The 24,702-nt window shown below is 69.5% G+C and carries 24 protein-coding genes; 12 read left to right on the top strand and 12 right to left on the bottom strand.

The features are described from left to right. Nucleotides 1-4: 4 nt before the first annotated feature. The 5 genes from ACIRGA_RS23755 to ACIRGA_RS23735 are packed head-to-tail and all read right to left on the bottom strand — an operon-like array spanning nucleotide 5 to nucleotide 4,088. A complete protein-coding gene (locus ACIRGA_RS23755) occupies nucleotides 5-754 on the bottom strand; it encodes an SDR family NAD(P)-dependent oxidoreductase (RefSeq protein WP_400944543.1) in 750 nt (249 codons plus the stop codon). Beyond that, entirely contained in the window at nucleotides 751-1,245 is a 495-nt protein-coding gene (locus ACIRGA_RS23750) for an aromatic-ring-hydroxylating dioxygenase subunit beta (RefSeq protein ID WP_400944541.1), read from the bottom strand. Before ACIRGA_RS23750 ends, ACIRGA_RS23755 begins: the two co-directional genes overlap by 4 nt. Further along, a complete protein-coding gene (locus ACIRGA_RS23745; protein ID WP_400944539.1) occupies nucleotides 1,238-2,533 on the bottom strand; it encodes a Rieske 2Fe-2S domain-containing protein in 1,296 nt (431 codons plus the stop codon). Before ACIRGA_RS23745 ends, ACIRGA_RS23750 begins: the two co-directional genes overlap by 8 nt. 5 nt (nucleotides 2,534-2,538) lie before the next feature. After that, a complete protein-coding gene (locus ACIRGA_RS23740; RefSeq protein ID WP_400944537.1) occupies nucleotides 2,539-2,910 on the bottom strand; it encodes a hypothetical protein in 372 nt (123 codons plus the stop codon). Nucleotides 2,911-2,948: 38 nt separating this feature from the next. After that, nucleotides 2,949-4,088: an acyl-CoA dehydrogenase family protein gene (locus tag ACIRGA_RS23735; RefSeq protein WP_400944535.1), complete on the bottom strand. Its 1,140-nt coding sequence runs from the start codon at nucleotides 4,086-4,088 to the stop codon at nucleotides 2,949-2,951. 159 nt (nucleotides 4,089-4,247) lie between these two features. Here ACIRGA_RS23735 and ACIRGA_RS23730 point away from each other — a divergent pair, with 159 nt between their 5' ends. The 5 genes from ACIRGA_RS23730 (at nucleotide 4,248) to ACIRGA_RS23710 (ending at nucleotide 8,444) form a co-directional block, all read left to right on the top strand. After that, nucleotides 4,248-5,735 (top strand): ATP-binding protein, encoded by a 1,488-nt coding sequence (locus tag ACIRGA_RS23730; protein ID WP_400944533.1) that lies wholly within the window; start codon nucleotides 4,248-4,250, stop codon nucleotides 5,733-5,735. A 70-nt stretch (nucleotides 5,736-5,805) separates the two neighbouring features. Continuing rightward, entirely contained in the window at nucleotides 5,806-6,306 is a 501-nt protein-coding gene (locus tag ACIRGA_RS23725; protein WP_400944531.1) for a flavin reductase, read from the top strand. After that, nucleotides 6,303-6,563 carry a hypothetical protein gene (locus ACIRGA_RS23720; protein ID WP_400944528.1) on the top strand — a complete coding sequence of 87 codons (261 nt, stop codon included), beginning with the start codon at nucleotides 6,303-6,305 and terminating at the stop codon, nucleotides 6,561-6,563. The genes ACIRGA_RS23725 and ACIRGA_RS23720 overlap by 4 nt, the downstream gene beginning before the upstream one ends. Then, nucleotides 6,560-7,792, top strand: coding sequence for an amidase (locus ACIRGA_RS23715; RefSeq protein WP_400944526.1), 1,233 nt, complete (start codon nucleotides 6,560-6,562; stop codon nucleotides 7,790-7,792). Before ACIRGA_RS23720 ends, ACIRGA_RS23715 begins: the two co-directional genes overlap by 4 nt. A 10-nt stretch (nucleotides 7,793-7,802) precedes the next feature. Then, nucleotides 7,803-8,444, top strand: a complete 642-nt coding sequence (locus ACIRGA_RS23710) for a response regulator transcription factor (protein WP_400944524.1) — start codon at nucleotides 7,803-7,805, stop codon at nucleotides 8,442-8,444. Nucleotides 8,445-8,530: 86 nt separating this feature from the next. Here the strand turns inward: ACIRGA_RS23710 and ACIRGA_RS23705 are convergent, their stop codons facing one another. Both ACIRGA_RS23705 and ACIRGA_RS23700 read right to left on the bottom strand, forming a co-directional pair. Then, complete coding sequence (locus ACIRGA_RS23705) at nucleotides 8,531-9,079, bottom strand: nuclear transport factor 2 family protein (protein ID WP_400944522.1); 549 nt, start codon at nucleotides 9,077-9,079, stop codon at nucleotides 8,531-8,533. Continuing rightward, nucleotides 9,076-10,398: an MFS transporter gene (locus ACIRGA_RS23700; protein WP_400944520.1), complete on the bottom strand. Its 1,323-nt coding sequence runs from the start codon at nucleotides 10,396-10,398 to the stop codon at nucleotides 9,076-9,078. The genes ACIRGA_RS23705 and ACIRGA_RS23700 overlap by 4 nt, the downstream gene beginning before the upstream one ends. Nucleotides 10,399-10,560: 162 nt before the next feature. Here ACIRGA_RS23700 and ACIRGA_RS23695 point away from each other — a divergent pair, with 162 nt between their 5' ends. From ACIRGA_RS23695 to ACIRGA_RS23685, 3 genes are all read left to right on the top strand, one after another. Beyond that, a complete protein-coding gene (locus ACIRGA_RS23695; RefSeq protein WP_400944518.1) occupies nucleotides 10,561-11,979 on the top strand; it encodes an amidase in 1,419 nt (472 codons plus the stop codon). Between the two features lie 114 nt (nucleotides 11,980-12,093). After that, a complete protein-coding gene (locus ACIRGA_RS23690; protein ID WP_400944516.1) occupies nucleotides 12,094-12,834 on the top strand; it encodes an ABC transporter ATP-binding protein in 741 nt (246 codons plus the stop codon). Nucleotides 12,835-12,838: 4 nt separating this feature from the next. Next, on the top strand, nucleotides 12,839-15,409 hold the full coding sequence (locus ACIRGA_RS23685) for an FtsX-like permease family protein (protein WP_400944514.1): 2,571 nt from the start codon (nucleotides 12,839-12,841) through the stop codon (nucleotides 15,407-15,409). Here ACIRGA_RS23685 and ACIRGA_RS23680 read toward each other — a convergent pair. The 5 genes from ACIRGA_RS23680 to ACIRGA_RS23660 form a co-directional block, all read right to left on the bottom strand. After that, on the bottom strand, nucleotides 15,309-16,721 hold the full coding sequence (locus ACIRGA_RS23680) for a DJ-1/PfpI family protein (RefSeq protein WP_400944512.1): 1,413 nt from the start codon (nucleotides 16,719-16,721) through the stop codon (nucleotides 15,309-15,311). The genes ACIRGA_RS23685 and ACIRGA_RS23680 overlap by 101 nt on opposite strands. Before the next feature lie 2 nt (nucleotides 16,722-16,723). After that, nucleotides 16,724-17,122: a hypothetical protein gene (locus tag ACIRGA_RS23675; RefSeq protein WP_400944510.1), complete on the bottom strand. Its 399-nt coding sequence runs from the start codon at nucleotides 17,120-17,122 to the stop codon at nucleotides 16,724-16,726. A 100-nt stretch (nucleotides 17,123-17,222) separates the two neighbouring features. Beyond that, nucleotides 17,223-17,864: a response regulator gene (locus ACIRGA_RS23670; RefSeq protein WP_400944508.1), complete on the bottom strand. Its 642-nt coding sequence runs from the start codon at nucleotides 17,862-17,864 to the stop codon at nucleotides 17,223-17,225. Then, on the bottom strand, nucleotides 17,861-18,964 hold the full coding sequence (locus ACIRGA_RS23665; protein WP_400944506.1) for a sensor histidine kinase: 1,104 nt from the start codon (nucleotides 18,962-18,964) through the stop codon (nucleotides 17,861-17,863). The genes ACIRGA_RS23670 and ACIRGA_RS23665 overlap by 4 nt, the downstream gene beginning before the upstream one ends. 48 nt (nucleotides 18,965-19,012) lie before the next feature. Continuing rightward, nucleotides 19,013-20,011: a LacI family DNA-binding transcriptional regulator gene (locus ACIRGA_RS23660; protein WP_400944504.1), complete on the bottom strand. Its 999-nt coding sequence runs from the start codon at nucleotides 20,009-20,011 to the stop codon at nucleotides 19,013-19,015. Nucleotides 20,012-20,172: 161 nt separating this feature from the next. On the opposite strand from ACIRGA_RS23660, the gene ACIRGA_RS23655 reads away from it, so the two are divergent. The 4 genes from ACIRGA_RS23655 to ACIRGA_RS23640 are packed head-to-tail and all read left to right on the top strand — an operon-like array spanning nucleotide 20,173 to nucleotide 24,699. Then, nucleotides 20,173-21,240 (top strand): ABC transporter substrate-binding protein, encoded by a 1,068-nt coding sequence (locus tag ACIRGA_RS23655; RefSeq protein ID WP_400944502.1) that lies wholly within the window; start codon nucleotides 20,173-20,175, stop codon nucleotides 21,238-21,240. A gap of 2 nt (nucleotides 21,241-21,242) precedes the next feature. After that, nucleotides 21,243-22,715, top strand: coding sequence for a sugar ABC transporter ATP-binding protein (locus tag ACIRGA_RS23650; protein WP_400944500.1), 1,473 nt, complete (start codon nucleotides 21,243-21,245; stop codon nucleotides 22,713-22,715). 38 nt (nucleotides 22,716-22,753) lie between these two features. Then, complete coding sequence (locus tag ACIRGA_RS23645; protein WP_400944498.1) at nucleotides 22,754-23,710, top strand: ABC transporter permease; 957 nt, start codon at nucleotides 22,754-22,756, stop codon at nucleotides 23,708-23,710. Continuing rightward, nucleotides 23,707-24,699 carry an ABC transporter permease gene (locus tag ACIRGA_RS23640; RefSeq protein WP_400944496.1) on the top strand — a complete coding sequence of 331 codons (993 nt, stop codon included), beginning with the start codon at nucleotides 23,707-23,709 and terminating at the stop codon, nucleotides 24,697-24,699. The genes ACIRGA_RS23645 and ACIRGA_RS23640 overlap by 4 nt, the downstream gene beginning before the upstream one ends. Nucleotides 24,700-24,702: the final 3 nt, after the last annotated feature.

Below are 24,702 nucleotides of genomic sequence, written 5' to 3'. Positions count from 1 at the left end.
CAGGTCAGCGCATGAACAGGCCGCCGTTCGCGTCCCAGCAGGCGCCGGTGACGGAGGCGGCTTCGGGGGAGGCGAGCAGCGCCACCATCTCGGCGATGAACGTCATGCTGCCCAGCCGTCCGACCGGGATACCGGCCGTCAGCCGGTCGAGGTTCTCCTCACCGACGATCCGGTGGACCATGGGGCTGTCCTGCGGACCGGGGGAGACCGCGTTCACCGTGACCCCGCGAGCGGCGAGCTCGCGGGCGAACACCTTGGTCGCCGTCAGGATCGCGCCTTTGGACGACGCGTAATGCCCGCCGGTCGCGGTGCCGCCGTTCTGTCCCGCCAGGGATGCCATGTTCACGATCCGGCCGTACCCGGCTTCGGCCATGTGGGCGCCGAACAGCTGACAGGCGTGGAAAGTGCCGCTGAAGTTCACCGCCATCACCTCGTCGAGCTCCTGTGGCGTGATCTCCAGCAGCGGCCGTGCCTGGGTGCGGGCGGCGTTGTTGACCAGTACCTGGACCCCGCCGAAGTCGCCGAGCACCGACGCGAGCAACTGATCGATGTCCGGTCGGCTGGCGACGTCGACCCGGTAGCTCTGCGCGTGCGCCCCGGTCCGGTCCAATTCGGTCGCGAGTCGTTTCGCGGCCGCCTCGTCGAGGTCGGCGATCGCCACCCGGTGGCCGCCGCTGTGCAGACGCCGGACGATCCGCTCGCCGAGCCCGGTCGCCCCGCCGGTGATCACGGCGACCGGCGCGGTGCCGCTCACAGCAGGAATCCCGCGGCCGGAACGGCTTCGTCGGCGTTGACCAGCCGGACGACCTTGCGGGCGAAGCGGTCCTCGTCGCCACTGGCGCCGAGCCGGATCACGTAGTCGACGTCGGCGGCCCAGAGGTCGTGGCGGCCGCGTTTGTAGGCCACGATGATCTGGGCGGCCTTCAGCGTGACCGACCGATCGTCGACGTCCACGGGAATGAAGCGTGAGACTGTCCGCACGGTGATCGCCGAGTCCACCGCGGCGAGCGCGTAGCCCTCGGTCATCCGCCGCACGCGCAGCCCGCGCATCCGGGCGTCGTCGTGGACCATGTTGAGGACGTCGTCGAAATCGTCGGCGTCGCGTTCGATCGGGATGATGTACTTCCCGTCGTCGGCGTAAAGCCGTTGCCAGGCCTCGTAATCCTTGGCGTCCAGCAGGGCGGCCTCTCGCCAGGCCAGCTCGATCGCGCGGATCACCCGCGGATCGGTGAGGGTCTCAGTCATCGCTCATCATCCGCTTCCATTGGGCGTACGCCGCCCGCATTCCGGTCTCGTCGGTGACGTGGCTGGTCGGCCAGCCCTCGGCGGAGGGCTTTTCGCGCCCCAGACCGCGGTTGACCATGATCGGCATCTCGGGCGCGCCCTGCGCACCGCGCTGGACCCGGTCCCAGCCTTCGGAGTCGTCCGGCGTGCCGAACCCGAACGGACCCTGGAAATGCTCGTGGGCGCGCAGCCGTTCCCGGTTGACCGGCCCGACGATCTCGGGCGGGCCGTCGCTGCCGAGGGCGACGTGCTCGATGACGGTCTCGTCGACGCTGATCGGCCGCAGTACCCGGAAGAACGAGATCGACATCGACACGTTCGGGAACAGGTTGAGGTTGAATCCCGTGCCGTGCACGGCACGGACGAGCCTGCGGATCTCGGCTGCGTCCGTCCCCGCGGCTTCGAGCTGGGCGACCAGGCCGTCGAACCGCGGCTGGAGCGGCTCGCTGCCGTCGTCGGCGTCCAGATCGGAGTGTTCGGGGACCATCTGCATCACCGAGTGGCCGTTGCCGAGGTCGTGGGTGACCGCAGTCGGGTCGGTCATGAACGACATCATCTCGGCGGTTTCGGCGTCGACCGAGGCCATCCAGGAGCGGTGCACGATGGGGAAGTGGTACCCGTCGGTGGTGTTCTCCAGCTGGATCTTCCAGTTGCCCCGATAGGTGAACCGATGGGTGCCGAGCACCTTCACCGGATAGCCGCCGCCCTGCGCCATGAAGCGATCGATCCACAGCTTGACGTCGCCGAGGAAGTCGGTGAGCGGTTCGGCGTCGGCGTTCAGGGTCGCGAAGATCATCCCGCCGTAGGACTCGGTGCGCAGGGTCTTCAGCCCGAGATCGGCCTTGTCCATGACGCCCTCGTACCCGTCGGGATACGGGATGCCGCGCAGTTTGCCATCGAGGCCGTAGGACCAGGCGTGGTAGGGACAGGTGAACCCGTTGGCGTGGCCCGTTTTCTTCTCGCAGAGCGACGCGCCCCGGTGGCGGCAGCGGTTCACGAGCGTGCGGATCTCGCCCTTGCGGTCCTTGGTGACGATGACCGGATGACGGCCGACGTGGGTCGACTTGAAGCTGCCCGCCTTGGGCAGTTCCGATTCGTGGGCGACCCAGATCCAGGCCCGCTCGAAGATCTTCGTCATCTCCTGGTCGAAGATCGCGGGGTCGGTGTACATCCGGCCGGCGACCCGGTCGCCGAGGACGAGGTCCGCGGGCGGCAGGTCGTACACGGTGGCGGCGGTGAATTCGGTCATCGCGATCAGCCCCGGTATTCGCGCGGAGTGAGGGCGCGGCCGATACGCGCTTCGATCTTGGCGTACTTCCACAGCTTCCACGGGCTGTCACCGACCGGCGTGCCGCGCAGGAAGTCGCACGCCTGCTTGACGGTTTCCTGGGAATCGACGTCGCAGAGCAGGTAGCAGGTCCACGGCCAGCCGTCGGACGGGCCGACCATATGCGAGTCGTCGTCGATGTCGCCGATGAAGTCCACGCCGGGCAAGCCCTTGATGCCGTCCATCAGCGCGACGAAGGCGGTCCAGACGTCGCTCGCGGCGACGCCGCCCTCGGGCAGGTCGAAGAAGTTCTGGTTGATACCGATGCAGAACAGCACGCGCAGCGGGGTATCGCTCATGGTGGTGGTCCAACTCCTCGTCAGCGGTCGGTGGTGGGTCACTGGAAGCCGGGAACGGTGGGCGGATGCCCCATCAGCACGGCACCCGCGGCGTCGTACATGGCCGGACCCAGGAAGGCGTGCTGCTGGGGGACGAGGGCGTCGCCGAGCAACCACTGCAGCGGATGGTCGTTGGCGATGGCACCGGTTCCGGACAGGCCGATGACCCGGTTGACGGTCTCCGCGGCGGTCTTCGCGAGATGGGTGGAGGCCAGGCGGAGATGCGCGTTCTGCTCCGGCGTCACGGGATCGCCGTCCAGCACGGTCTGCCAGGCCTCGTCGGTGACCTCGTAGAAGTACGCCCGCGCCGAACGCATCGTCGCCTCGGCCTCGCCCAGCCCCGTCCGGTAGTAGGCGCGGTCGGCGAGTTTCGGCGCGCCCGTGACGCCCGAACGGCCACTGCCGACCTCGGTCGCGAAGTCGAGCGCCGCGCGGGCGACCCCGGCGCCGACGACCGCCAGGACCTGGGAGGCGTAGGCGAGGGTGGGGTAGCGGTACAACGGCTCGTCGATGGTCGGCGCACCGCCGCGGATGAACGTCCACTCGCGCGGGACCTCGACCTTGTCGACGACGAGGTCGAAGGAACCGGTCCCCTTCATCCCGACGACGTCCCACTCCTGGACGATCTCGACCTGCTCGGGCCGCAGCAGCGCGGTGCGCGGCTTTCCGGCGGTCGTGTCGTCACCGGGGATCCCCACGCCCAGGATGTCCGCGCCCATACAGCCGCTCGCGAACTTCCAGCGCCCGTCGACCAGGAAACCGGTGGCGGTGGGCTCGGCCCGCTGCACGGGGAAGAGACCGCCGGCGAAGCACACGTCCGGGCCGTCGGCGTACAGCTCGGCCTGCGTCTCGACGGGCAGTGCCGCGAGGTAGACCAGCGCGGAGCCGAAACTGGCCACCCATCCGGTGGATCCGTCGACGACGGAGATCCGCTCGACGATCCGCAGGAATTCGGCCGGAGGCAGGGGCCTGCCGCCGAACCGTTCAGGGGTCGCGGACCGGTAGACGCCTGCTTCCTTGAGCCTGCCGACGAAGTCGCGGGAGACGTACCGCTGGTCGCGGAACTCCTGACGGCGCTCGAGGAGTTCGGCCAGGACATCGTCGAGTGTCACGGCCGGGCTCTCCTGGATCTGGGCCATCGGGCGCTCCTCGCGTCGTAGGGAAGATGTCTCCGACGCTAGGGATCATCGCCGGACGTTGCCATTGGTCATTGCCTGCCGGCGGCCGGGGATTCCCACGCAGAGGGGTAGGGGAAATCCTTACCGGTGGGCCCGGCGGCGAACTCCTATGCTGAGGCCGTGCAGGTCGACCCGATCGCGCCCGAGCCGGCCACCGGCGACTTCGTGGCGATGATGAACGCCTCGAAGGTGTGCGTGCTCGTCCACGACGCGGCGACCAAGAACATCCTGTGGGCCAATCCCGCCGCGTGCGAGATGCTCGAGTTCAGCCTTTCGGAACTGCGCCCGCTCAAGGCCAACCACATGAGCAGCTCCGCCCAGCAATACGACCGGGTCATCGGACGGGCGTGGCTCCAGGCCGCGGTCGAACACGGTTCGAGCCGGATCGTGTGGCACTACCGGAGCAAATCCGGCCGCGTCATCCCCACCGACGCGGTGGCCATCCGGGTCAAGCTGGAGCGGGGACCCGCGGTGATGGTGCAGTTCCGCGACATCCAGCGCGCGGAGGAGGTCGAACGGGAGCTGAAGCTGACGACGTCGTACGTCGACGCGCTGGCGCGGCACACCTCGACCGTGGCGTTCATGCTCGACGCCGCCGGAGCGGTGCGGTTCGCCACGGACAGCGCGCTGACCTTCCTCGGCCTGACCGGCGACGACGATCGGTTGGCCGGGGAGCCGCTGACCGCGTACGCACGGCTGTATCTCGGCGGCAGGCCGGTGCGCTGGACCGAGGTGGTGGCGGGCGCGGATCCGGTCGGGCCGGTGCAACTGGAGCTGCCGGGGGAGAACGCGACCTGGCTGGAAGGGAGCCTGGAGCGGCTTTCCGAATCCGAGGTCGACGCGTATCTGATGATCCTGCACGACGTGTCCGAGCGGGTTCGCGGCGAAGCGCGGCGAGAGCTGGAACTGCGGCACGAGAACTATCTGGCGCGCTACAACGCCATGGGGGACATGGCGATGGCGATCGCGCACGAGCTCGGCCAGCCGCTGGCGGCCGCCGCGAATTTCATCGCGGGCATCCGCGCGCGTGCCGCCACGATGGCGGACGGCGGTGACGTCCGTGAGCAGATGGGATACGGCTTGGACAGCGTCGCCCGACAGATCGACCGGGCGAAGGACATCGTCGGTTCGCTGCGGTCGTTCGTCGGGCATCTGGAGCAGGTCGAGCAGCTGGTCGACCTGAACGAGATCGTCCGGGAATGCCTGTACTTCATCGAGCTGAGCGCCGCGCCGCACTCTGTCGACGTGGAGGTCCGGCTCGATCCGGCGCCGGTGCTGGTGCGGTGCGAACGCGTCCTCACCGGTCAGGTGGTGATGAACCTGTGCCTCAACGCGATCGACGAAACCGCGGAATGCGAACCCGTGCAGCGGCGGATCACGGTGGGCACCCGGGCCAAGGAAGGGGTCGGCGTCCTCACCGTCGACGATCACGGCCGCGGCGTCGCCAGGGATCCCTTCGCCGAGTCGTTCACCAGCAAACCCGGAGGCAGCGGGATCGGGCTGGCGCTGAGCCATCGCATCATCACCCGGCAGCACGGAAGCATCTGGGCCGAGCGCCGGGAAGGCGGCGGATCGCGGTTCGGGTTCGCGCTGCCGCTGGACACGTAAGGGAAATCCTCAGGCGGCGCGGTGGAACTCGGGATATCACCGGTTTCGGCCACGGCTCTAGCGTCGAGGTATGCCCGATGAGCTGACCACCACCCAGCGACGGTTCCGCGCGGCGATGGCGAACCTTTCGACGGCTGTCAACATCGTCACCACCGACGGCGTCAGCGGCCGCGCCGGCATCACGGTGAGCGCGGTCTGCTCGGTGACCGACTCACCGCCGACCCTGCTGGTCTGCGTCAACCAGTCGAGCTATACGCACGACATCTTCCGGACCAACGGCAGGATGGCCATCAACGTCCTGGCGTCCCAGCACAAGGAGCTCGCCCTGCAGTTCGCCGGCGCGACGGACGTGCCGATGCTCGACCGGTTCCGGTTCGACGTCTGGGATCACGACCGGTTCGGCATCCCCGTCGTCCGTGACGCGGCCGCCGTCCTCATCGGAGGAGTCGGCGCCGAGTTCACCCAGGGCACGCACACGGTACTCTTCGTCGAGGTCGAGGACGTCTTCGTCGACGAGGACGCCGGGGGCCTCGCCTACTTCCGGCGCGAATTCCACCGGATCGCGCCGTGAACGAGCGCACCACGTTGATGTGTTACAACGACAACCACGGGTACGGCTGGCGCCATGTGGACCTGTTCGTGCACGACTCCGAGGGCCGTGAGCTGAACTGGGTCCATTGGCAGGCCCCCGCCGACGGCCCCGACGCCGCCGACGAAGTGACGGCGCGGGTCGAACCCCGGCTGAAGCGGACGTCCGAGTGGCGGCACGCGGTGAGCGCCGGCGGTGTCGACTATTGGGAAGCCGATGCCGCTTGGGAGGACGAGTGAACCTCAAGCGCCCGTGGTCGCTGCGGGAACTCGTCCGGGACCTGCGGCAGGGGCGGACCACTCCGGAAGCGGCTTCGAAGCGCGCACTGGCGCGGATCGCCGAGACGGACGCGGAGTTGCGCGCCTGGGTCGAACAGGCGGACTTCCTGCCGGGCGCGGGCGTGCCACTCGGGGTCAAGGACATCATCGATCTGGCGGGTGTGCCCACCCGTTGCGGTTCGACACTGCGCGCGGAAGCCGTTCCGGCGACCTCGGACGCGGCGATCGTGACCGCGTGGCGTGCGGCCGGTGCGGTTCCGCTCGGGAAAACGGTCACCACCGAGTTCGCCTTCTTCGCTCCCGGCCCGACCGGGAATCCCGCCGCTCCCGGGCATACCCCCGGCGGCTCGTCGAGCGGGTCGGCCGCCGCGGTCGCGTCCGGGCAGGTGCCGCTCGCGCTCGGCTCGCAGACCGCAGGCTCGGTCACCAGGCCGGCGTCGTACTGCGGGGTCGCCTCGCTGGTCATGAGCCACGGCCGGTTCCCGGTCACCGGGGTGACGGGATTGAGCCCCAGCCTGGACAGCCACGGGGTGTTCGCGGCTGGGGCCGCCGACCTCGCGACCGCGTGGGCGGCGCTGACCGGCGATCCCGGCCTGGAGCCCCGTCCTCCGCGGATCCTGGTGTGGTCCGCCGACGCGCTCGACGTCGTCGAAGCACCGATGCGGCACGCGCTGACGCAAGCGGCGAAGCGTCTGCGGGACGCCGGGGCGACCGTCGAGCCGTTCCGCGACGAACGGCTGATGGCCGACCTCACCGCCGCGCATCCCGTGGTGATGGCCTACGAAGCGGCCCGGGAAAGGGCCGCCGAGCTCGCCATGGCCGAGCGGCTGAGCGTGCCCTTGGCGCAGCTGCTGCGAACCGGAGCCGCGACCTCGCCCGACGAGTACGAGAGCGCCCGCGCCACCATCGCCGACGGCGCCGTCCGAGTGGCGGAGGTGTTCGACTCCTACGACGTCGTGCTCGGCCCGGCGGCACCCGGCGCGGCACCGCGAGGCTTGGCCGCGACCGGGAATCCCGTGCTGAGCCGGGGCTGGCAGGCGCTCGGCCTGCCCGTGGTCGCCTTACCCGGATTCACCGACGCGGCGGGTCTGCCGCTCGGACTGCAACTCGTCGGCCGTCACGGCGGAGAAAACGAACTGCTCGGGCACGCCTGCTGGGCGGAGCGGGTGCTCGCCGGGGATTCATGGTAAGGAGCTCTCCATGGTCACCACCGATTCCGCGTCCGGCGGCGAGAAGTCGCCGGTGGTCTACATCGTCGACGACGACGAGGCCATCCGCCAATCCCTGGTGTTCCTGCTGGAGAGCGTCGGCATCCAGGCGCTCGTCTACCCGGACGGGCCGACGTTCCTGGAGGAGTTCGACCCCGACGAGCCGAGCGTGCTGATCATCGACGTCCGGATGCCGGGGCTCAGCGGGTTGCAGCTGCAGGAGAAACTGGTCGCCCGCGAATTCCCGGCGCCGGTGATCTTCTGCTCGGCGCACGGCGACATCCCGATGTCGGTGCGAGCGCTCCGGCTGGGCGCGGTCGACTTTCTCGAGAAGCCGTACGAGCCGCAGCGGATGCTGGAGGTCGTCCAGGCGCAGCTCGTGATCGCGTCGGAACGGTTCTCGGAGGCCGCGTGCCGCAAAGCCGTCACCGAGCGGATCGCGACGCTGACCCCGCGCGAACGGGAGGTGCTCCGGCTGGTGATCGACGGCCTGCCCAGCCAGCTGATCGCGCGACAGCTGGGCACGAGCGTGAAGACCGTCGATGTGCACCGGGCGCGGATCAAGGCCAAGACCGAGGCGGACAGCCTGGGCACTTTGGTGCGCGATGTCCTTCAGCACCAGGTCACCGTGTAGGTGCAGGCGGCTTCTGCCGGTCCGTGAAGGCCTCCTTGAGGGACCCAGAGTCCCTCAAGGAGGCCTTCACGGACCGGGTCGGGGGATCAAGACATCAGCACCGAAGTCGTCGGGAAGTCCGACGCGAAACCGCCGGGCAGCGGAGCGATGAAGACGTTCTCGGTCCGCGTGCGCGTGATGAGCCAGCGGTCCCCGTGGCGCCGGAAGGCGTTGTTGAGCCTGCTCGATCGCAGCAGCCCCGTCCCGTCGGCGTACAGCCACGGCTGGACGTGGATCCATTGCCCCTCGGCCCGATCACCGTCGACGTGGATCTGCTCCGAGGTCAGATAGTGAGCGTTGAGGACCAGCGCCGGGTCCCGCTTCTCACCCCAGAACCGCGCGAAATGCGCGCGAATCGCGTCCTTGCCCACCGCGCGGCCGAACTGTCCGTCGTAGTGCTCGCCGACGCCTTCCCAGACGGCGTCTTCGGCGTACAGCTCGAGGATCAGATCGATGCGGTGGTCGTCGTCGGCGACGCCGTACTCCGGACACGGCGTGTCGCAGAGGAACATGTAGCGGGCCTGGACGCGGCGGATCTCGGCCTCGGCCTCCAGTTTCTCGACGCGGTGCCGCAGGTCGGCGAGTTCGTCGTTCATCGGTGGGTCCTCACGGGTGCGGTTTCGGGAAGGGCCAGCAGGCAGACGACGGTCAGCGCCATCCCGCCGGCGAGGTAGTAGCCGACCGACGTCGAGGTGCCGGTCCATTCGATGAGCCGGTTCGCCATCGACGGCGCGAGGCCGCCGCCGAGCACCGCGCCGATCTGGTACGCCAGCCCGGCGCCGGACTGCCGTTGTTCTGGCGTGAACAGTTCCGTCAGGTAGGTGATCAGCGGGCCGAACAGGAATCCGGTGAGGGCGAACCCACCGGCGATGGCGAGCGTCCACGCGGTCAACGTGCCGGCGCGCGCGATCGGGAAGAGCGCGAACATGTACGCCAGCACCGCGACGGAGGCCGCGAGCATCACGGGTTTGCGGCCCAGCCGGTCGGAGAGCCGCGCACCGAGCAAGACCGTCACCGCGTGGAGCGCGAGGGCGGGCAACGTGCACCACAGCACGTCCTGGATGTCCAGGCCGAGGCCCTTCGGCGCGGGGCCGGCGGCGTAGGAGAGCATGAACCCGGCCAGGACGAACATGACCCCGTTGAGCCCGGTGTTCGCGCCGGCCGCGAGCAGCAGCCTGCCCCAGTTGTCGCGGATGACGTTCCAGATCGGCAGCTTGACGATCTTCTCGTCCAGTTTGCTGGCCGCGAGTTCGTGGAACACCGGCGATTCCTCGAGGGCACGCCGCGCCCAGACCCCGATGGCCAGCACGACCGCGCCCGCGATGAACGGGACCCGCCAGCCCCAGCTGGTGATGACCCCTGGCGGCAAGTAGAAGATCAGCACGAAGGCGAGGTTCGCGAGCAGCGCGCCGAGCGGTGAACCCAAGGCGACGAAGGCGCCGAACGCCGCCCGGCGTGACGGCGGCGCGTGCTCGACGGCGAGTACCGACGCCCCGCCCAGCTCACCGCCTCGGGAGAAACCGTGCACCAGGCGCAACAGGACGAGCAGGAACGGCGCCGCCACACCGAGGGTGGCGTAGCCGGGCAACAGTCCCATCAGGACGGTGGCCGCGCCCATGAGGTAGAAGGTGATGAGCATGGCGCGGCGGCGGCCGTAGCGGTCGCCCACCCAGCCCATCACGATCGCCCCGAGCGGCGCGACGACGTAGCCGATCGTGTAGGTCGCAAGGCTCATGAACGAGGCGAACCAGGGATCGGTGTCGCCGGAGAAGAACACCTTGGGGAAGACCAGCGCGGAGGCGACCGTGTAGATGGAGAAGTCGAAGAACTCCAGCGATGTCCCGGCGCCCGCGCCGATCGCGAGCCGCCGGGTCTGGGTCGAGGTGGTCCTGGATGGAGCGGTGGATGCTGTCATGCGCGCTCTTCCTTGAACGGTGACGGGACGGTCGACGTTGCGCCCCTCCCCGGCAACGTTCGTCCCAACGTAGGAAGCGCCGGGTGCCGCGCCTAGTGGAGGAACCCGTTGCCCGGCTGAAGGATTTCCCTACGATGGACCCGACATGAAGGAGGTCGGCGCGTGAGCGCGATCAACGATCTGCCCGCCACCGTCCAGGCCGGGCTGCTGGCCTCCGGCGAGTTGTCGGCGAGGGAACTGCTCGACGCCACGCTCGATCGCGTGGCGAAGCTGAACCCGGTGGTGAACGCCGTCGTCAGTATCGACGGGGAGAGTGCGCGGGCCGCCGCCGCGGCGGCCGACGAAGCGCGGGCTGCCGGACGGTCGCTTGGGCCACTGCACGGGCTTCCGCTCGCCGTGAAGGATCTCCACGCGACCGCCGGGATGCGCACCACCTTCGGCTCGCCCGCGTTCGAGGACAACGTTCCCGACGCCGACGAACTCGTCGTCGCCCGGATGCGCGCCGCGGGCGCGATCGTCTTCGGCAAGACGAACGTTCCCGAGTTCGGCGCGGGATCGCACACCTTCAACCCGGTGTTCGGCCTGACCCGCAATCCCTACGCGCCGGACCGTTCGGCCGGCGGTTCGAGCGGGGGAGCCGCCGCCGCGCTCGCGGCCGGGATGACTTCGCTGGCCGATGGCAGCGACATGGGCGGCTCGTTGCGGAATCCCGCCTCGTTCTGCAACGTCGTCGGCCACCGCCCGAGTCCCGGCCGGGTCCCGACGTGGCCGGCGAGGGACGCCTGGTTCACCCTTGGTGTCCAAGGCCCGATGGGACGCACGGTCGCCGACACGGCCCTGCTGCTGTCCGTGCAGGCAGGCCCGGACGATCGTGCGCCGTTGTCGCTGGCCGAACCCGGCAGCGTGTTCACCGCCGGATTGCCGACCCGGCTGGACGGACTGCGCATCGCGGTCTCGCCCGATCTCGGCGGCCGGGTGCCCGTCGACGCCGAGGTCGCGGCGATCGTGGAAGACCAGGTGGACGTGCTGCGCGGCCTCGGCGCGGAGGTCGTCTCCGGCTGCCTGGACCTGACCGGGGCCGAGGAGGTATTCCAGACCTTCCGCGCCTTGAACTACGCGCAGGCCGTCGGTGACCTCGTCGACGCCGAACCGGACAAGGTCAAACAGGCCATCAGGTGGAATGTCGCGAAAGGACGCGCGCTGACCGGCGAGGACGTCGCCAGGGCCATGCGGCTGCGCACCGAACTCTTCCACCGCGTCCGCGCCTATTTCACCGAAGTGGACGCCGTCGTTCTCCCTGCGAGCCAGGTGCTTCCCTTCGACGCGGAGCTCGAGTACCCGAAGACCGTGGGCGGGACCGAAGTCGAGGACTACCTGCACTGGATGCGGGCGGCTTATCTGATCTCGGCCACCGAATGCCCGGCCACCGCCGTGCCGGCGGGTTTCACCGGCGACGGGCTGCCGGTCGGGATCCAGGTGGTCACGCCGCACCACGCCGACCTTCGCGCGCTCGGAATCGCGCACGCACTGGAGAAGGCGAACGGTCACACCGCTCGCAGGCCGGGGATCTCGATGGGCTGACCGCCCCATGGTGGTGCCAGCGCTACCACGAGTCTTCCCTCACGCGGGATCGATCCGGGCCCTCGCCGGCCGTAGGTTCAGGCGAGAGAGATCATTACCGCTAAAGGGGAAACGATGAATTCAGGGGGCGCGTGCGCCTTGACACTGGAATCCGTGAGCAAGGTCTACGGATCCGGTGACGGCGCGGTCACGGCTTTGAACGGGGTGACCGTCGAAGTGCGCCGGGGCACGTTCACCGCGGTGATGGGACCATCGGGCTCGGGCAAGAGCACCTTCCTGCACTGCGCGGCCGGGCTGGACAAGCCGAGCTCGGGCCGGGTGCTGCTGGGCGACACGGAACTGAGCAGGCTGCGCGAGAAAGCGCTCACCGAGCTGCGGAGGACGCGCATCGGGTTCGTCTTCCAAGCCTACAACCTGCTGCCGTCGCTGAACGTGCTGCAGAACATCACCCTGCCGCTGCGGCTGGCTGGGAAGAAGCCGGATCCGCAGTGGCTGCGCGAAATCGTCGAGGGCGTCGGGATCGCGAAGCGGCTCGAACACCGCCCGTCGGAACTCTCCGGTGGCCAGCAGCAGCGGGTCGCGATCGCCCGCGCGCTGATCACCCGGCCGGAGGTCGTCCTCGCCGACGAACCGACCGGGGCGTTGGACACGCGTACCGCGAAACAGGTTCTCGATCTGCTTCGCTCCATTGTGGACAGTATGGGGCAGACGGTGCTGATGGTCACGCACGACCCGGTCGCGGCGTCGGCCGCGCATGGCGTGCTGTTCCTCGCCGACGGCAAGCTGGCGGGCCATCTTCCGCACCCGACGCCGGAACGTGTCGCGGAGCGCATGACGCACCTCGGGGAGTGGTGACGGCATGTGGGATTTGGCCTGGCAGACGACGAAAACCCGCTTGAGCGGTTTCGTCGGCGCGTTCGTCGCGATCCTCTGTGGGACGGCGCTGGTCGCCGGTTGCGGCATCCTGATGGAATCCGGTCTGCGCGCGGGTGTCCCGACGCAGCGGTACGCCGACGCGGCGGTCGTCGTCGGCGGTCAGCAGACGGTCGACCCGCCCGGGGCCGGCGCGCTCGAAAGCCAGCAGGTGGCCGAGCAGGCTTCGGTTCCGGTGACGCTCACCGGCGCGATCTCCGCGGTGCCCGGGGTCCGCGGCGTGGTCGCCGAGCAGAGTTTCCCGGCCACCGTGGTGACCGCCGACGGCCGGGCGCTGAACGGACCGGAAGGCGGCCAGTCGCTCGGGCACAACTGGGACGCCGCCGTGCTGGCGCCGTTCTCGCTGCGTGACGGCCGCGCGCCCGCCGGTGCCGACGAGGTGGTCCTGGACGCGGACCTGGCGTCGCGGGGCGGGGTGTCGGTCGGGCAGCGGGTGAAGATCGCCGTCCGGTCGGCTCCGGTGGAGTTCCGGGTCTCCGGGATCGCCACTCCGAAGACGGGCGACGGCCTCGCCCGCCAGTCCGTGCTGTTCTTCTCGCCGGAGAAGGCCGCCGAACTCGCCGGGACACCCGGACAGGCGCACGCGATCGGCGTGCTGGCGGATCCGGGTGTCACGCCGGGCGACCTCGCCGAGAAGATCGGCGCCGCGGTCGGTACCGCCAAGGTGACGGTGACGACCGGGGTCGAGCGCAGCACCGTCGAATTCCTCGACGTGAGCCAGACCCGGATGCTGCTGATGGCGTTGGCGGGCTCGTTCGGCGGTTTCGCGCTCCTCGTCGCGGTGTTCGTCGTGGCCAGCACGCTGGCGCTGGTCATCAACCAGCGACGCCGGGAGTTCGCGTTGCTGCGGGCGATCGCGGCGACTCCCCAGCAGATCCGCAAGCTCATCGGCGCCGAGACGATGATCGTCGCGGCGGTCGCCGGAGTGCTGGGCAGCGGCCTTGGGGTGGCGGTGGGTTTCGGGCTGAGGAACGCGTTCGGGGCCATCGGGGTGATCCCGCCCGACTTCGAACTGGCGATCAGCCCGATCCCGCTCGTCGCCGCGCTGGCGCTGGGCCTGGGCACGGCGCGGTTGGCCGCCTGGTCGGCTTCGCGGCGCCCGTCGTCGATCCGCCCGGTGGAGGCGCTGGGCGAGGCCGCGGTGGAACGGCGTGAACTCGGGCGTGTGCGCGTCATCATCGGCTGCGCGCTGGTGGTGGCCGGTCTCGGCGGAGCGATGGTCCCGACCTTCCTCCGCGGTGAGGCGGGGCTCGCGGCTTCGGGAAGTTCGTCGCTGGTCATCGTGATCGGGCTGGCCGTGCTCGGCCCGAAGGTGGTCGCCGTCATGACGCGGCTGATCGCGCCGGTGCTCAACCGGACGTCGCGGATCAGCGGCTACCTGGCCGCCGCGAACAGCCAGGCCAACTCGCGACGGCTGGCGGCCGCGGTGACGCCGGTGATGCTGGCGGTCTCGTTCGCGCTGACGATGTTCTACAGCCAGACGTCGGCGGCCGCCGCACGCCAGGAGGAGACCGTCGAATCGACCACGGCGGACTACGTCCTCGCCAGTGGGGCGGGCGGGTTGTCGCCGGAAGTCGCCGAGGCGGCCCGGCGTGTCCCCGGTGTCGTCGCCGCGACCCCGGTCGTGCGGACCGAGGTGATCAACACGGTGCAGGAGCAGGACAACCTGCACGTCGAGCGGTACGCGGCGCAGGGACTGGACGGGGCGCAGGTCCGCGGAAACCTCGACCTGGGCGTCGTTTCCGGCAAAATCGCCGACCTGACCGGGAACACCGTGGCGATGAGCGAATCGGAAGCGGGCTGGTACGAGAAGAAGATCGGCGACGACGTCGAGTTCTACTTCGGTGACGGCGCCCCGGCGAAGCTGCGGCTGGTCGCCACCTACACCCGCGACCAGGCTTTCGGCCGGTACGTGCTGCCTGCCGATCTCGCGAGGGCGCACACCGGCGACCGGATGGACGATGCGGTGCTGGTGCGGCAGCGGCCCGACGCGGATTCCGCCACCGTGACCGCCGCGCTGAACGAGCTCGCGGTCCGCTATCCGGGGCTGGCCGTGACGCCGGGATCGGCGGTGGCCGCGCCCGAGGGTGGTCAGCAGCAGGCCCAGTTCTACGTGAACCTGGTCGCGGTCGGCGTGATCCTCGGCTATGTAGTGATCTCGGTGGCGAACACGCTGGTGATGAGCACGGCGCAGCGCTCGCGGGAGTTCGCGCTGCTGCGCCTGATCGGCACCACGAAACGTCAAGTCGTGCGGATGATGCGCTTCGAAGCACTGGCGACCGTCGGCGTCGCGGCCCTGCTGGGCACCGTGGTGGCGGGGATCCCGCTGATGCTGCTGAACCTCGGCCTGCGCGGCACACCGCTGCCGTCCGGCACGATCTCCGTGTTCGGCGGTGTCATCGCCGGGGCGATCCTGCTCGGGCTGGTCTCGCTCGGCCTCGCCACCCGCGTGGCGCTGCGGTCGAAGCCGATCGAGGCGATCGGTCTCCGCGAGTAGCCGGGCGATAGAGGGCCCGGATCCCGAAGGCCGCGAGCAGACCGAGGACGGCCAGCCCGAACGGGCGCAGCGTGACCGTCCACGGCCACGCTGCGCCGTCCAGCGCGAGATGGTCCGTCCGGTACTCCAAGGTCCTGGCCGTCCATCGCGTGGTCGCGGTGTCCGTGGTGCGCACCAGGTCTTCGAGTACGGCGTCGAACGGGAATCCGGGCCCGGCGTGCAGGTACACCGGTGAGAGCGCGGAGTACCGATCGGCGGCGTGGCTCGCGGCGGCGTCCGCGCCGGGCACGACGAGCCGGTCTCCCGGCACCGGCTTGCCGCGTGGGGCGAAGGTCAGTCCGTGCCGGGACCGGATCGGCGTGCCGTCGAGACCGACGGCCGTCGTCTCGACCGCCAGCGACTGGCCGTAGGTGTCGAACACCGCGGCGAGTTCGAGTTCCCGGATCCCGGACGTCAGCAGGATTCCCAGCTTCTGCTTGTCCCAGCGGAAGGCGGTGTTGAACCCGACGACGGTGTCCGCCGCTTCGAAGGTGTTCTGCGTCATCGGCGGGCTGGAGCCGGGGGAGTAGTGGGTCCAGCCGACGGCTTCGGCCGCCTTCCGCGCGGCTTCGGTGCCGGCGAACCGCTCGGCGATTCGGAGTGCCCCGTCGATTCCGGAGAGGATCCCCGCCGTGGTCACGATGGTGCCGTCGTCGACGTAGCGCGTGCCGCGAATCCAGTCCACGGCGGGGAATTCGTCGTCGAAGCCGCCGATGCGGATCCAGTGCGCGGTGGCCTTCCGGCCGTCGAGGAGCCCGGCCGAAGCGAGGACGCCCGAGCCGTTACAGACGCTCATGAGCAGCGAGCCCCGTGCCGACTGCCGCTTCAGCCAGTCGGTCACCGGCCGCGTGGTCGGCTCGCCGAGGTCCGGCAACGCGGGGACCACCACGACGTCCGGGGCGGTGGACGCGAGCAGCCTGTCGAGATCGGCGAAACCCAGGTCCGGGACCAGATCGAGCCCGCCGGTCAACGTGACCGGACGGGCCTCCGGCGCGACGGTGTAGACGTTGAACGCGCCGGTCGCCGCCAGGACCTCGTAGGGCGCGAGCGCGTCGGAGACGACGGCACCTTCGTTCCCGACGACGACCACCGCGGTCGGTTTGGCGGGATCGTGCGGCCGGGGGACCGGCCGCGGCGCGATCCCGTCGGTTCTCTGCGTGTAGCGGTTCTCGAAGCTGGCGCTGAGCGTGACAGCGCCGAGTGTGACCGGCAGGGCCAGCGCGGCGACGGTGAACGCCAGCACGGTCAGCGTGACACGGACGAAGGATCGCATGGTCAGGCTCCGTATTCGGCGCGGCGGCGGAGCATGGCGGCGAGCATCGCGGGCACCATCAGCACGTGCCCAGCCGTCATCAAGGTCGATCCCGAGATCAGGCCGGTCCAGAAGAAGGGCAGGAACAGCAGATAGGGCACGTACATCGCGGCCGACATCTCCGCGATCGAAGCCCAGCCGTGGCGCCGGATCCGCATCCACAGCGCCATGCCGAGCGACATGTTCGTCGCCATCACCAGCGCGTTCGCGGTCACGTTTGCGGCGAGGCCGGGCCACAGGAACGACCAGACCGGTTCGAGGACGATCATCCCGGCCACCATCGAGAGCAGCATTTCCACTGCGTGGCGGGTGAAGTGCAGGACGGCTTGTTTGCGGGTCTTCTGTTCTGTCGTGTGGTTCATTTCCGGCTCCCTCGGTCGATGCGGACGGGAGCAATGTTCGGCCGCGGCGGGGCACGAGAGCAGGTGCCGGAAGTCATGTGCGAGGTCATGTGACCGGTGTTCAGAACAGGCCGAGTTCCTTCGCGCGCAGCGCGGCCTGGGTCCGGTCCCGCACCTGAAGCTTGGACAGGACACTCGTCACGAGGTTCTTCACCGTGCCCTCGGCGAGAAACAGCGTCTTGGCGATCTCGCGGTTGCTGCGGCCGTCCGCCAGGAGCCGGACGACTTCCAGTTCCCGTTCCGAAAGCGGTGTCGCCGACGGCCGGGGTGTCTCGGCGGGCAGCCGGGCCACCCGCGCGACGAGTTTCGCCGCGACGGAGGGCTGCAGCACCGATTCGCCCCGTTCGGCCGCGACCAGCGCTTCGACCAGCCGAGTCGACGAGACGTCCTTGAGCAGATAGCCGACGGCGCCCGCGCGCAACGCGGCGAACACGTCCTCGTCGTCGTCGAACGTGGTCAGCGCCAGGACGCGCACGCCGGGTTGCTCGGCCCGAAGCCGTGCGGTGGCCGCGATTCCGTCCAGTACGGGCATCCGCAGATCCATCAGCGCGACGTCGGGGCGGAGTTCGGCGCAGAGCCGCACGGCCTCCTCGCCGTTCGCCGCCTCACCGACGACGTCGATCTCCGGCTGGACTTCCAGCAGGGTCGCCAGCGCCTCGCGGAACAACGCCTGATCGTCGACGATCAGCACGCGCACACTCATCCCGGCACCTCCACGGTGAGCGTCAAGCCCTGCCCTTCGGCGGAGTCGACCGAGACCCGGCCACCGAGCCCGGCGACCCGCTCGCGAAGGCCGATCAGACCGAAACCCTTGTCCGGCGGGGAATCCGCGGCGATCCCGAGACCGTCGTCGCGGACCTCGAGGCGTACTCGATCGGTGACGGCGTAGTCGAGCACCACGGTCGCGGCCTTGGCCCGCGCGTGCTTGCGCACGTTGGTCAAGCCCTCCTGAGCCGCTCGGAACAGCGACTCCTCGACGTCGGCGCGGGTGTCCCTCGCGGTGCCCTTGACTTCGAACGCGGTCGGCACACCCGCCGCGGAAGCCTCGTCCGTCAGCGTCCGCAACGCGTCCGTGAGCGGTTCGGAGCGCGGCTCACGCAACGCCGACACCGACCGGCGGACCTCCGCCAGCGCCTCGCGCGACTGATCCTGCGCCTTGGCGAGCATCCCGTCGGCGCGCTCCGTGTCTCCGGTGCCGATGACGGCGCGGGCGGCCTGCAACATCATCTGGACGACCGTGAGGTGGTGGCCGAGCCCGTCATGGATGTCGCGCGCGAGCCGGTTGCGTTCCTGGATCGTCGCGAGCTGTTCGGCTTGCGCGGCGTGGTCGCGAAGACGTTCGTGCGCCTCGGCCAGCTCCTCCCGCGCCCGTTTCTCCCGGACGACCAGCTCGGTCACCACGGCGGCGAAGATCATGACCGCCAGCGTCCCGAGCCCCTCCCGGAGCCCGTCCAGCGGTGCCATCGGCAGGTGGATGAGCGGGATGACGACAGCGACCCCGAACGCCACCGGCAGCGGCAGCAGCAACACGGTGTGGCAGACGAGGACCACGAGCAGCAGGACGGCCCCGATGGCGGCGCCCGAAAGCGAGAACAGCGTGAAGCCGAGCGGTAGCTGAACGCAGACGTACGCGATCGCCCACGCGCGTCCGTGCTTCTGCACCCAGGGGAAGCCGGCGATCGCGATCGCCGCGTAGACCAGCCCGGCGAGGAGCGTCGGCAGCACGAGCGTCTCGTATTTGGCCGAGCCGAGCGGCAACGTCACGTACGCGACGAGGGTCAGTACGGCCAGGGCCCGGTTCACGGACACACCATGCCACGACTCCCGCGTTTAGTCCTCTGAATGCGGGAGTCAGGCGATCGTGCTGTTCCGGATCTCCAGGGAGAACGGCGTCTGGACGTCTTCCGGTTCGAGGTCGCTCCCGCCCGCGATACGCCGCCGCAACAGATCGACGGCGGCCCGCGCGATCGCCGCCTTGTCCGGCGCGATCGTCGTCAGGGACGGCAGGCTGTACGCGCTCTCCTCGTTGTTGTCGAAGCCGACGATCGCCATGTCCGACGGCACTTGGACGCCGCGTTCGGCCGCGGCGCGAAGGGCGCCGATGGCGAGAAGGTCGTTGAAGCAGAAGACCGCGTCGGGCGGTTCCGGCAGCGCGAGGAGATGCGCCATCGCTTCGGCGCCGTTGGCGCGGTGGTAACGCAGGGCGGGCAGGACCAGTTCCGGGATGGGCACGAGCCCCGCCTCGTCGAGCGCGGAGTGGTAACCCTCCAGCCGCTGCGCGGCCGTGTGGCGCTGCGGATGCGCGCCGATCGCGGCGATCCGGCGGCGGCCGAGCGAGATCAGGTGCCGCACCGCGATCCGGGCGGCCTGGACGTTGTCGATGCCCACGTGGTCTATCGGGACGTCGACGACGTGCTCGCCGAGCATCACCAACGGGACACCCGGCGCCAGATCCTCAAAGTCGTTGGTGTGCAACGCTTCCGGGCTGATGATCGCGCCGTCGATCAGATGCGGGCCCAGCGCGGACAGCGCGTTGCGCTCGCGTTCCCTGGTACCGAGGGTCTGTTCGATGAGGACGTTCCACTCGTGCTCTTGCGCCGCCTGCAGCACCAGGCCCGCCAGCTCGCCGAAGTACGGGATGCTCAGTTCGGGCAGCATCAGCCCGAGGAACCCGGTGCGCCCGCGGCGGAGGTTGCGGGCACCGAGATTGGGCCGGTATCCGGTCGAGGCCAGCGCCTCCTCGACGCGTTTGCGGTTCTCCGGCTTGACGAAGTCGTAGCCGTTGACCACGTTCGACACGGTCTTGACCGAGACGCCCGCAAGCTTGGCGACGTCCTTGAGCGTGGCCACCCTCGCTCCCCTCCGCAGTGCTCCGGTACAGATCCGGCACAGCCTAGCCGCGCGAACGGCGGATTTACAACGTTGTACCAACGATGTAAATCTGGCATCGTCCCTATGAGTGACATGGGTCACCGCAGACCCGTGTGCTCGACTTCCCCGAGGAGCGATCGATGTCCCTGCCCATCCGCCGCACCCTGCTCCTGGTGACCGGCCTCGCGCTCGCGCTGACGGCCTGCACCAGCCGTGAGACCCAGCAATCCGCCCCGTCGGGGGCGGGGCCGGCCGCTTCGGCGGCGCCGAACCAGGCCGCCGGGCCGGGGTGCGCCCGCGAGAAGACCGGCTACCCGCAGGTGGACGTGAAGAACGCGGTCATCGGCTTCTCCCAGTCGGAGAAGGAGGCGAACCCGTTCCGGATCGCCGAGACACAGTCCATCAAGGACGAAGCCAAGAAGCTCGGTGTCCCGGACGGCAAACTTCTGGTCACCAACGCGCAGAGCGATCTCAACAAGCAGGTCAGCGACATCAAGTCGTTGCTGGACCGGGGTGCGCAGCTGCTCATCGTGGCCCCGCTGAACTCCGACGGCCTGCAGCCGGCCCTCGACGCGGCGAAGGCGAAGAAGGTCCCGGTCATCACGATCGACCGCAAGGTGACTTCGCAGCCGTGCGCCGACTACCTGACCTTCATCGGCTCGAACTTCGTCGAGCAGGGCAAGCGCGCGGCGCAGGAGATGGTGAAGGCCACCGGCGGCACCGGCAAGGTCGCGATCCTGCTCGGCGCGTCCGGCAACAACGTGACCACCGACCGCACCAAGGGTTTCAAGGACGAGATCGCCGCGACCACGGGCATCCAGATCGTCGCCGAGCAGACCGGTGAGTTCGACCGGTCCAAGGGCCAGGCGGTCATGGAGCAGCTCATCCAGAGCAACCCCGAGATCACCGCCGTCTACGCCGAGAACGACGAGATGGGCATCGGCGCCGTCACCGCACTGAAGGCCGCGGGCAAGACGCCGGGCAAGGACGTCAAGATCGTCTCGATCGACGGCACCCGCAACGCCGTCCAGCTCATCGCCGACGGCAGCTACAACGCGGTGATCGAGTCCAACCCGCGCTTCGGGCCGCTCGCCTTCTCGACGCTGCAGGACTTCGCCGCCGGCAAGGAGATCCCGCCGACCGTGGTGATCTCCGACGACCAGTACGACTCGGCGAACGCGGCGCAGAAGCTCGGGAACGCGTACTGACGATGGAACCGGTTCTCGAGGTCGAAGGCGTGACGAAGACGTTCGCCGGGGTGCGCGCGCTCGACGACGTGTCGTTCGCGCTGCGGCCGGGCGAGGTGCACGCGCTGGTGGGCGAGAACGGCGCCGGCAAGTCGACGCTGATCAAGGTGCTCACCGGCGTGCACAAGCCGGATTCCGGCACGATCCACGCGCGGGGCGCGATCTCCACGATCTATCAGGAGGTCAATCTCATCCCGCTGATGAGCGTGGCGAGCAACGTGTACCTCGGCCGCGAGCCGAGGAAGCGGTTCGGGTTGGTCGACTGGGCACGGATGAACTCCGACGCGGCGGCCCTGCTGAAGGACTACGGCATCGACACCGACGTCCGCCGTCCACTCGGGACACTCAGTGTCGGCGCGCAGCAGATGGTCGCGCTGGCCCGCGCGGTGTCGGTCGACGCCGACGTCGTGATCATGGACGAGCCGACGTCCTCTTTGGAGCCGCGTGAGGTCGAGACGCTGTTCGAGGTCATCGGCAGGCTGCACGAACGCGGGATCGCGATCGTGTACGTCAGCCACCGGATGGAGGAGCTGTACCGGATCTGCGAACGGGTGACGGTGCTGCGGGACGGCAAGCGGGTCCACACCGGACCGCTCGCCGACCTGCCGCGGCTGGAACTGGTGTCGATGATGCTCGGCCGCAGCGTCGGCGACATCCGCTCGCACGGCGCGACGGCCTTCGAGGGCGACCACGAGGCCGGCGGGGAACCGGTGCTGCGCGCGGAAAGCCTCACCAGCGGCAACCGATTGAGCGGTGTCTCGGTCGAGATCAAACCCGGCGAGATCGTCGGCCTCGCGGGGTTGCTCGGCTCGGGCCGCACCGAGACCGCGCGGGCGATCGTCGGCGACCTGCCGTTGTCCGGTGGCATCGTCCTCGTCGGAGGAAGCCGTGTCCCGCAAGGGAATGTGGCGGCCGCGATGCGCGCGGGGGTCAGCATGCTCGCCGAGGACCGCAAGACCGAGGGGATCATCCCGCATCTTTCGGTACGGGAGAACATCGTGCTCGCCGCGTTGCCGAAGCTGTCCCGCTTCGGCCTGGTGAGCCGTGCCCGGCAGGACAGGATCGTCGACACGTTCGTGAAACGCCTGCGGATCAAGGTGTCCAGCCCCGATCAGAAGGTCGCCGAACTCTCCGGCGGTAATCAGCAGAAGGTGCTCCTGGCCCGCTGGCTCTGCACCGAACCGAAAGTGCTGCTGCTCGACGAGCCGACCCGGGGCATCGACGTCGGCGCGAAGGCGGAGGTGCAGGCGCTGATCGACGAACTCGCCAAGGAAGGGCTCGCCGTCCTGCTGATCTCCTCGGAGATGGAGGAACTCCTCGACGGCGCCGACCGGTTGATCGTGCTCAAGGACGGAGCGGTGGTCGGGGAACTCGCGGGGGAGCGGCTCACCCAGGACCACGTGCTGGCCGCGATCGCTTCGGGCGGCGCGGAATGACCAGCACCCAGCAGAGAACAGAGGATCCGGGAAGCACCATGACGGACACGGCGAAAACGGTGGACCGGACCCGGGTGGCACGGTGGCTGCAGGAGTACGGCGTGTACGTCGCCGTCGTCGCGCTCGTGCTGTTCAACATCGCGTTCACGGCGAACTTCCTGACCGTCGGCAACTTCCGCACCCAGCTCATCCAGGCCGCGCCGGTCCTCGTGGTCGCGCTCGGGATGGCGCTGGTGATCGGCACCGAGGGCGTCGACCTGTCGGTGGGCGCGGTGATGGCGTTGTCGGCCGCGCTCGTCCCGCTCTACCTCGGCGCCGGAACCCTGCCGGCGGTGGCGGTCGCGCTCGCCGCCGGGCTGGCCGCCGGGACGCTGAACGGCGTCCTGGTGGCGAAGGTCGGGATCCAGCCGATCGTGGCGACACTCGCCTTGCTCGTCGGCGGGCGGGGGCTCGCGCTGGTCCTCGCCGACGGTCAGCTGATCCAGCTGCACGACCCGGGATTCCTCGCGCTCGGCAACGGCGACGTGCTCGGGATCCCGGTGAGCGTGCTCATCGCGGCCGTACTGGCCGTACTGATGGCGGCGCTGGTCGGGAAGACGGCGTTCGGCAGGCGGCTGGTCGCGATCGGCGGCAACCGGCGGGCCAGCGTGCTCGCCGGGCTGCCGGTCGACCGCGTCCTCATCGGCGTCTACGCGATCTGCGGGGTGCTCGCGGCGCTGGCCGGGGTGCTCTCGACAGCGCGGCTCGGGGCGGGCGACCCCGCGGACGCCGGGTTGCTGATGGAACTGTCCGCGATCACCGCGGTCGTGGTCGGCGGCACCCCGCTGACCGGCGGCCGCGTCCGCATCCTCGGCACGGTGATGGGTGTCCTGCTCATGCAGCTCGTCCGCGCCACGCTCATCAAGCACAACCTGCCGGATTCGACCGCGCAGATGATCCAGGCCGCGATCATCGTCGGCGCGGTCTACGTCGCACGGGAACGGAGCAGCCGATGACCGCGGCGCCCACGATGGCCGCCCAGGACTCCACGCGGCGCGAGCTGATGACCGGAGTGCTGCAGAAACAGGGCGCGGCGATCGCGCTGGTGCTGATGGTCGCCGTCGCGTGGCTGCTGTTCCCGCGCTTCGGCAGCCTGGACAACCTGCGCGACATCGCGTTGCAGAGCTCGTTCCTCGCGATCATCGCGCTCGGGATGACGTTCGTGATCATCACCGGCGGGATCGACCTGTCCGTGGGCTCGGTCTACGCGCTCGGCGGGGTCCTCGCCGCCTACGGATCGCAATGGGGCTTCCTCGTCGCGCTGCTGCTGCCCTTGGCGGTATGCGGGCTGATCGGCCTGATCAACGGGCTGCTCGTCGCGAAGACCGGGATGGCGCCGTTCATCGTCACGCTCGCGTCGCTGCTGTTCGCCCGCGGGCTCCTGCTTGCGATCACCACCGAGGGCGCGACGACGTACAAGATCCCGGAGGGCGAGGCGTTCGTCGAACTCGGGCGCGGCACGATGTTCGGCTTCGGCTATCCGGTGTTCATCGCGGCGGCGCTGTGCCTGGTCGGCGGGCTCCTGCTGCGGCGGACGCGGTTCGGGCAAGCGGTGTTCGCGACCGGCGGCTCGGAGCAGTCCGCGAAGCTGATGGGACTGCCCGTGGTCCGCACCAAGGTCACCGTCTACGTGATGAGCGGTGTCCTTTCCGGGCTCGCGGGCGCGCTGACCGCGGCCTATCTGCAGTCCGGTGTCACGGTGATCGGCGTCGGCCTCGAACTGGACGCCATCTCCGTCGTCGTCATCGGCGGCACCCTGCTGACCGGCGGGATGGGCACGATTCTCGGAACGGTCATCGGCGTGGGCATCCGAACGGTCATCCAGAACGTCATCAACCAGATAGGAACTCTCGACAGCAACTACCAGTCGGTGGTCAGCGGTGCGTTCCTGCTGGTGGTCGTTGTTCTGCAGCGGTCGCTGGCCCGCACGACCGCCCGGAGATAGGGA

This window comes from Amycolatopsis sp. NPDC102389 (assembly GCF_044765885.1).
Taxonomy (GTDB): Bacteria; Actinomycetota; Actinomycetes; order Mycobacteriales; family Pseudonocardiaceae; genus Amycolatopsis.
This window is presented reverse-complemented; position numbering and strand designations above follow the sequence as displayed.